Origin of the sequence: Aquicoccus sp. SU-CL01552 (assembly GCF_040365005.1) — a bacterium.
GTDB lineage: Bacteria > Pseudomonadota > Alphaproteobacteria > Rhodobacterales > Rhodobacteraceae > Antarcticimicrobium.
On record NZ_BAABWV010000022.1, the window covers coordinates 56,545 to 64,080 of the forward strand.

Below are 7,536 nucleotides of genomic sequence, written 5' to 3' on the forward strand. Positions count from 1 at the left end.
CCCCTTGGATTAGGCGGCTTGCGTTGCTCCGGCAAGGCTCAGATGGCGCGCAACAGGATCGGCAGGGCGACGGCGAAAACCACGATCCCGGCCGCCAGCTCCAGCATTGCCGCCGCGCGCTGGGCGCCGGGGCCGCTCCAACGCTCGAGCGCGCCGGCGCGGAACAGCGCGGCGGCCAGTGCCACCGCCACCGTCACGCAGGCGGTGCCGAGCGCCATGGCAAAGGCGCCGGCGATTCCGGCCAGGGCGATTCCCATCTGCCATGTTACCACCAGCACAAAGATCGCCCCGGTGCAGGGGCGCGCGGCGACCGCCGCGATCACCGCCAGCGCATCGCGCAGACCATGCACCTGTGCAGCCTCTTCAAGGGTCGGGCCGTGGCGATGGCCGCAGCTGTCGCAGATGCCGTCGGCCTCGTGGTGATGGTGACCGTGGGGATGGTGAGGGTGCTCCCGCCCGAGCATGCGCCAAAGCCGCCGGGCGCCGCGCACCGCCAGCCAGAGCCCGACCAGCGCGATCATGCCGTAGCTGAGCGGCGCGAACAGGTCTTCTGCCGCGCCCACCAGTTGGCGTCGGCCCCATCCGAACAGGCCGAACGCGGCATAGACCAGCGCCACGGCGCTGGCCGCCTGTGCCAGCGACGCCCCCAGCGCCAGCACCGAGAGCCGCAGCACCGGCACCTTTCGCGCGACGCCGTAGCCGCCGATCACGATCTTGCCGTGTCCCGGCCCGGCGGCATGAAAGAACCCATAGGCGAAACACAGCCCCATCAGCGCGGTCAGGGCGCCGGGTTCGCCCGCCTTCAGCGCCCGCAGCCCCTGTGCCATGGCGACCTGCGCCCGGTGTTGGCCTTGGATTGCTGCCTGCGCCACCCAGTTGGCCCCGTCGAATGCCCAGAGCCAGAGCGCCGCCACCCCCACCGCGAGGGCTCCGACCCAGATCACTATTCGCATCGGATCGCCACCGTATCCGCATAGGCATCGCCGACGGCCGGGAAGTCGACCTCGACCTGCTCGGCGGTCCGTTCTTGCAAAAGGGCGGTGAGCCGCGCGTCGGCTTCGTCCCGGTCCGCCGGCATCACCTCGGCATTGCAAGGGCCGTCGACCGAGACGCCCAGCCCAAGCCCATAGGCAGTGTAATACCCCGGATCGTAGACCTGCAAAGTCAGCCCCGCCGCCGGCATCGGCACGGCCAGCGGTCGGAAATGGGACGAACGGATGCGCCCCTCCACAACCTCCACGCCACGGCCCTCGGGCGGCCCCAGGTCCACGGGCCCGTCGGCGGTGGACAGGTACAGATCGCCTTCGTAGCCGTCGATCCAGTTCAGGTCGAACCCGTCGAGCCGGGCCAATTCCTCGGGCGTCAGCACGCCGTCATAATCGGTATCCAGCCCCAACTCCTCGAAACTGGTCAGCGAGTAGAACTCGTCATACTCCCAACTAACGGTGACCCCGGTCGCAGTGCCGGCGGCATCCACCGTCAATTCCACGCCGGCCTCGACGAAGACATGCGGATGCGCCGTGGCCTCACCGGCCAGGGCGAGGGGGAAAACCAGAAAGGACAGACGCAGGACGACGGACATGGGTTGAGTTAAGCCGCATTCGCGCCCCAAGCAAGATCCGGCGCCGTCAGGCGGCGCCGCACCGCCGATCAGCGCGCGATGCGCTTGTCGGGATGTTGAGCCGTGCCGAGGATATGATCGGTGCGGTGCACGACATGTTGCGCCTGCCCGACGATCAGCGGGTCGGGTGCCCCCACCAACGCGTGATCCTTGTCCGGGTAGTCGATCGAGGACAGGAAATGCCGCATGCAGTTCAGCCGGGCGCGTTTCTTGTCATTCGACTTGACGATGGTCCAGGGCGCGTCGGCGGTGTCGGTGTAAAAGAACATCGCCTCTTTCGCCTCGGTGTAATCCTCCCACTTGTCGAGCGAGGCCTTGTCGATCGGCGACAGCTTCCATTGTTTCAGCGGATCGGTCTCGCGCGACTGGAATCGGCGCTGCTGTTCCGCGCGGGTGACCGAGAACCAGTACTTGTACAGATGGATGCCCGACCGGACCAGCATCCGCTCCAACTCCGGCGTCTGGCGCATGAACTCGAGGTATTCGTTGGGGGTGCAAAAGCCCATCACCCGCTCGACCCCGGCACGGTTGTACCAGGAGCGGTCATAGAACACCATTTCGCCGCTGGTCGGCAACTCCTGGACATAGCGCTGAAAGAACCACTGCCCCTTCTCCTCCCAGGTCGGCTTGTTCAGTGCCACGACGCGGGCCGAGCGGGGGTTGAGATGCTCCATGAACCGCTTGATCGTGCCGCCCTTGCCGGCGGCGTCGCGCCCCTCGAACAGCAGCACGAATTTCTCGCCGGTTTCCTGCGCCCAGAGCTGAACCTTGAGCAATTCGGCCTGCAACTGCGCCTTCTCCGCCTCATAGGCCCGGCGCCCCAGTTTCTTGCGATAGGGATAGCGGCCGGTCTCGAAGGCGCGGCGCACGTCCTCGCGGCTGGGCGGTGTTGCCGGACGGGACCCGGACGGGGCGGGTTGCGGCGCAGATGCCCCCTCTGGCGCGGGGGCTGCCACCGGGTCGGTCTTCTTGTCAGGCTCCGTCGGGGAGGGCACGGTGGCGGGGGTCGTCATGGGCAATGCTCCATCAATTTAAATCATTTAGGTGATGTTAACCTTTTTCCCGGTTCATCGCGTTGATTCCGATCAATCCCCGCCGCAGCGCGGCGACGTGTGACCCCGCGTCATCGCGGCGGGCCATTGCCCGGGGCCATCGCGCGGTTAGAGTGGGCGCATGAAAACCGAGATCATCGACCTGAACGGCCACCCGTTCCACATCCGCTGCTGGGGCGACCCGGCCAATCCTCCGCTCCTGCTGTTGCACGGGTTCCCCGAGTATGGCGGCGCCTGGGCCGATCTGGCACCACGGCTGGCCGACCGGTTCCACTGCATCGCGCCGGACCAGCGCGGCTATGGTCAAAGCTGGGCGCCGGACGACGTGGCGCTGTACCGCGGTTCGCAACTGGTCGAGGACATGGCGGCGCTGATCGAACAGATCGGCGGGCCGCTGACGGTCATGGGGCACGACTGGGGCGCGGCGGTGGCCTATGGGCTGGCGATGTTCCGCCCCGAGTTGGTCAGCCGGCTTATCATCGCCAACGGCGTGCACCCGGGACCGTTCCAGCGCGCGCTGGCCGCCGGCGGGGCACAGGCCGAGGCGTCGCAATACATCCTTGCCCTGCGGCGGGAGGGATCGGAGCAGCATTTCGCGGCCAATGATTTCGAGAAGATGAAGGCGCTGTTCCTTGCCAAGATGAACAACGCCTGGATGACGCCGGACAAGCTGGCCGAGTATACCGCCGAATGGTCGCGGCCGGGGCGGCTCAAGACCATGATCCACTGGTACCGCGCCTCGCCGCTGCAGGTCGCCGCGCCCGGCGCGCCGATCACCGACCTGCCCGAGATGCCGCGCGACCGGCTGATGGTGCGCTGTCCGCACCTGCTGATCTGGGGGCGGGGCGATACCGCGCTGTTGCCGGAGGCAACCGAGGGGCTGGAAGAGTTCGCCCCCGATCTCACGCGGGTGGAGTTCGAGGAGGCCGATCACTGGATCTGCCACCAGATCCCGGACAAGGTGGCGCAGGCGATCAATGACTGGATGCCCGCCGGTTAGCGCCCCTTGCGGGTGAACACCATCTTCTGATCCGACAAATCGCCCCGGTCGCCGATCCAGGCATAGGCCAGCAGCGCCGGGTCGCGGTCGCCCACGGTGATCCGGTGCAGGTGCTCGGGCGGGTTGAAGATCATCGAGCCGGGCGCATAAACCCCCTGGTGGTTCTCCGACACCGCGCCGGAGAGGCAGATGTAGCTCTCGGTAATGCCTTTGTGGGCATGGGCCGGATAGGTGCAGCCGGGTGCGAAAAGCACCACGCCGAGGATCACCTCGTCGATCACCACCGGCCCGTGCGGACCGCAAAGCTCGGCATAGGCATAGCCGCCGCTGAGCCCCTTGGGTACCTTTTCATAACCGTATTGCCAAGACAGCAGCGGCGTCACCGATTCCAGCGCCCGCACCACCGGGGCCAGGTTCTGTTCGCGTCCCAGGTCCAGCGCCCGTTTCAGATGCGCGGTGACCGGCTTGTCGGCGGGTGGCTGCGGCGCCACCACGGGGTTCTTGGACACCCCCCGGCGCAGCGCCTCGCGCACGGTGCGCTGGTGGCTACGGATGCGCGGGCTGCCCCCCGAGGGGAGAAAGCGGTACAGCTCATAGAATTCCCGGAACAGATAGCCCCAGTCCGGGCAATCCTTGAGGCGCAGGTCCGGGGCGATGTCCTCCTGAAGCATGGTCATGGTCTCTCCTGTCCGCGAAGGGGGTGTCTTGCGATCCTCGCTGAAGGAAACCTGCGCCGCACTCTCGCCCGGAAACGACATCCGGGGCCCTGACCCCGGCAGGGGGGCTGCGCGCCCACTTCCCCCTGCCGGGCCACTCTGGCATACTGGCCTTCAACCAAGAATGAAGAGCAGCCAGCAGATGCCCAACGACCTCCTCTCCGGAGCCGCCCAACCCGCCTATGATGCCTCCTCGATCGAGGTGCTCGAGGGGCTGGAACCGGTTCGCAAACGCCCCGGCATGTATATCGGCGGCACCGACGATCGCGCCCTGCACCACCTGGTGGCCGAGGTGCTCGACAACTCGATGGACGAGGCGGTGGCCGGTTACGCCAACCGCATCGAGGTCGAGCTGCACAGCGATTACTCGGTCACCATCCGCGACAACGGCCGCGGCATCCCGGTGGACCCGCACCCGAAGTTCCCCGACAAGTCGGCGCTGGAGGTGATCCTGTGCACCCTGCACGCAGGCGGCAAGTTTTCCGGCAAGGCCTACCAGACCTCGGGCGGGTTGCACGGGGTGGGGGCCTCGGTGGTCAACGCGCTGTCGGATTCGATGGTGGTGCAGGTGGCGCGTGACAAGACGCTCCACGAACAGCGGTTCTCGCGCGGGATTCCCCTTGGCCCGGTGCAAAAGGTCGGCGCCGCCCCGAACCGGCGCGGCACCACGGTGACCTTTCACGCCGACGAGGAAATCTTCGGTTCGCATCGGTTCAAGCCGGCCCGGCTGTTCAAGTCGATCCGCTCCAAGGCCTACCTGTTCTCGGGCGTCGAGATCCGCTGGAAGTCCGAGATCGACGACGGCGAGACACCGACCGAGGCAACCTTTCACTTTCCCGGCGGGCTGGCCGATTACCTGAACGAGACGCTGAACGGCGCCTCGACCTATTCCGATCAGCCGTTCTCCGGCACCGTGGAGTTCCAGGAGCGGTTCAACACGCCGGGCAAGGTGGAATGGGCGATCAACTGGACCCCGTCGCGCGACGGCTTCATCCAGAGCTATTGCAACACCGTGCCCACGCCCGAGGGCGGCACGCACGAGGCCGGGTTCTGGGCCGCGATCCTAAAGGGCATCCGCGCCTATGGCGAGCTGGCCGGCAACAAGAAGGCCGCGCAGATCACCCGAGAGGACCTGGTGACCGGGGGCTGCGCGCTGGTGTCCTGTTTCATCCGCGAGCCGGAGTTCGTGGGCCAGACCAAGGACCGGCTGGCCACGGTCGAGGCGCAACGGCTGGTCGAGGGCGCGGTGCGCGACCATTTCGACAACTGGCTGGCGGCGGATACCAAATCGGCCGGCGCGATCCTTGATTTCCTGGTGCTGCGCGCCGAGGAGCGGTTGCGGCGGCGGCAGGAGAAAGAGACCCAGCGCAAGACGGCGACCAAGAAACTGCGGCTGCCGGGTAAGCTGGTAGATTGCTCGGCGACCAACCGCGAGGGGACGGAACTGTTCATCGTCGAGGGCGACTCGGCGGGTGGCAGTGCCAAGATGGCGCGTGACCGCAAGACCCAGGCGCTGTTGCCGCTGCGGGGCAAGATCCTCAACGTGTTGGGGGCGGCGTCGAACAAGTTGAGCTCAAACGCGGAAATTTCCGATTTGACTCAGGCACTTGGCGTCGGTCTTGGGACGCGGTTCAACATCGACGACCTGCGCTATGACAAGATCATCATCATGACCGACGCCGATGTCGACGGGGCGCATATCGCCTCGCTTCTGATGACGTTCTTCTTCACCCAGATGCGGCCGATGATCGACACCGGCCACCTCTACCTGGCCTGTCCGCCGCTGTTCCGCCTGACGCAAGGGGCCAAGCGGGTCTATTGCCTGGACGAGGCCGAGCGTGACGAGTGGCTGGACAAGGGTTTGGGCGGAAAGGGAAAAATCGACGTCAGCCGGTTCAAGGGCCTGGGCGAGATGGATGCCAAGGACCTGAAGGAAACTACCATGGACCCGAAATCGCGCAAGCTGATCCGGGTGACCATCGACGAGGACGAACCGGGCGAAACCGGCGACCTGGTGGAGCGGCTGATGGGGAAAAAGCCCGAATTGCGTTTCCAGTATATCCAGGAAAACGCGAGGTTCGTGGAGGAGCTGGATGTTTAACTAGGAAGTTTCAGTTGGAGAAAATAACGCGACAAATTCGAAACAATATCTTTGATGGGCTGCGGCTTGAGAAGATATATTATGCAGGCGAACTGGGCGACGTTGATTTTTTGGGCAGACTTTTCGATCTACGTAGTATTCCCAGCTACGACCCAAGATTTAAAACCGCCGATCAGGACATCTGGCAGCATTGCGAAAACAACGACGATTGGCCGATGGACTGGGTTTTTTCGGACGCGCGATTTAATCTTCTTAACTGTTCCGATAGTACTTATTTAAGCTTCTTGTGCGAGACTGTTCATCCAGTCGTTCGACCAGACGTGTTTGAAGCATCGAAAATTGTTTCGCATTATAATGACCAACTGGCGCGAGCCGGTTGGAGACTAATTGAGTCTCAGAAAATTGCAGGAAGAGCTGTTTTTATTGCACAACGGACCACGGAATTTCACAGCCAAATTCAACGTGCTAGTACGGTTGCTGAAAAGCTGTCTTCGAACTGGATGCAGGCCGAGATCACGCGCATTCAAGATTCTATTGAAACGGATCCTGCATTGGCGATTGGAACGGCAAAAGACCTGATCGAATCCTGTTGTAAATCTATTCTTTCCCAGCTGCCGAACGCGGAACCTTTCCAAAAATCAGACGACTTACCAACTTTGTCAAAGAAGATGTGTAAAGCGTTGGCATTAGTCCCGGAAGACATCCCGAAAGAAGCCAAGGGCGCTGAAAGCATCAAGCGAACGCTCAGCAACCTCGCATCAATCACAAAAGGGATAGCGGAACTACGCGGCTTATACGGTACTGGGCATGGTCGCGACGGTAAGCATGTTGGCCTAGAGCCTAGACATGCGAGGTTAGCAGCCTCTTGTGCGATTGCATTTGTGGATTTCGCGACCGAAACATACTTGCAGCGCCACAAGGGCTGCTGAAGAAATGCGTTTCTGCGAGGAATGCAGGCGTAGGGCAGATGCTTACAAAAATCATTCAAGTTTACGTCGAAGCAACGTTGGAAATGGATATACTTCCAAAGCTCGTGTCCAATCTAG

Annotated in this window: 7 protein-coding genes; 3 read left to right on the top strand and 4 right to left on the bottom strand. The window is 63.7% G+C overall.

Annotated elements, in window-relative coordinates; translation table 11 throughout:
- Positions 1–38 precede the first annotated feature (38 nt).
- The 3 genes from ABWV23_RS20315 to ppk2 all read right to left on the bottom strand — a co-directional run bounded on the left by ABWV23_RS20315 (position 39) and on the right by ppk2 (position 2,634).
- Positions 39–953 (bottom strand): nickel/cobalt transporter, encoded by a 915-nt coding sequence (locus ABWV23_RS20315; protein ID WP_353351135.1) that lies wholly within the window; start codon positions 951–953, stop codon positions 39–41.
- Positions 944–1,582, bottom strand: a complete 639-nt coding sequence (locus ABWV23_RS20320; protein ID WP_353351137.1) for a DUF1007 family protein — start codon at positions 1,580–1,582, stop codon at positions 944–946. The genes ABWV23_RS20315 and ABWV23_RS20320 overlap by 10 nt, the downstream gene beginning before the upstream one ends.
- Positions 1,583–1,650: 68 nt before the next feature.
- The gene (ppk2, locus tag ABWV23_RS20325; RefSeq protein ID WP_353351139.1) at positions 1,651–2,634 is read right to left on the bottom strand and encodes a polyphosphate kinase 2; all 984 of its coding nucleotides are present in this window, start codon (positions 2,632–2,634) and stop codon (positions 1,651–1,653) included.
- Between the two features lie 160 nt (positions 2,635–2,794).
- Here ppk2 and ABWV23_RS20330 point away from each other — a divergent pair, with 160 nt between their 5' ends.
- Positions 2,795–3,673: an alpha/beta fold hydrolase gene (locus tag ABWV23_RS20330; protein ID WP_353351141.1), complete on the top strand. Its 879-nt coding sequence runs from the start codon at positions 2,795–2,797 to the stop codon at positions 3,671–3,673.
- Here the strand turns inward: ABWV23_RS20330 and ABWV23_RS20335 are convergent.
- Positions 3,670–4,350, bottom strand: a complete 681-nt coding sequence (locus tag ABWV23_RS20335) for a dimethylsulfonioproprionate lyase family protein (RefSeq protein ID WP_353351144.1) — start codon at positions 4,348–4,350, stop codon at positions 3,670–3,672. The two genes, ABWV23_RS20330 and ABWV23_RS20335, sit on opposite strands and share 4 nt — an antisense overlap.
- Before the next feature lie 181 nt (positions 4,351–4,531).
- On the opposite strand from ABWV23_RS20335, the gene parE reads away from it, so the two are divergent.
- Complete coding sequence (parE, locus tag ABWV23_RS20340) at positions 4,532–6,490, top strand: DNA topoisomerase IV subunit B (RefSeq protein WP_353351146.1); 1,959 nt, start codon at positions 4,532–4,534, stop codon at positions 6,488–6,490.
- Positions 6,491–6,504: 14 nt separating this feature from the next.
- Positions 6,505–7,419 (top strand): abortive infection family protein, encoded by a 915-nt coding sequence (locus ABWV23_RS20345; protein WP_353351148.1) that lies wholly within the window; start codon positions 6,505–6,507, stop codon positions 7,417–7,419.
- Positions 7,420–7,536: the final 117 nt, after the last annotated feature.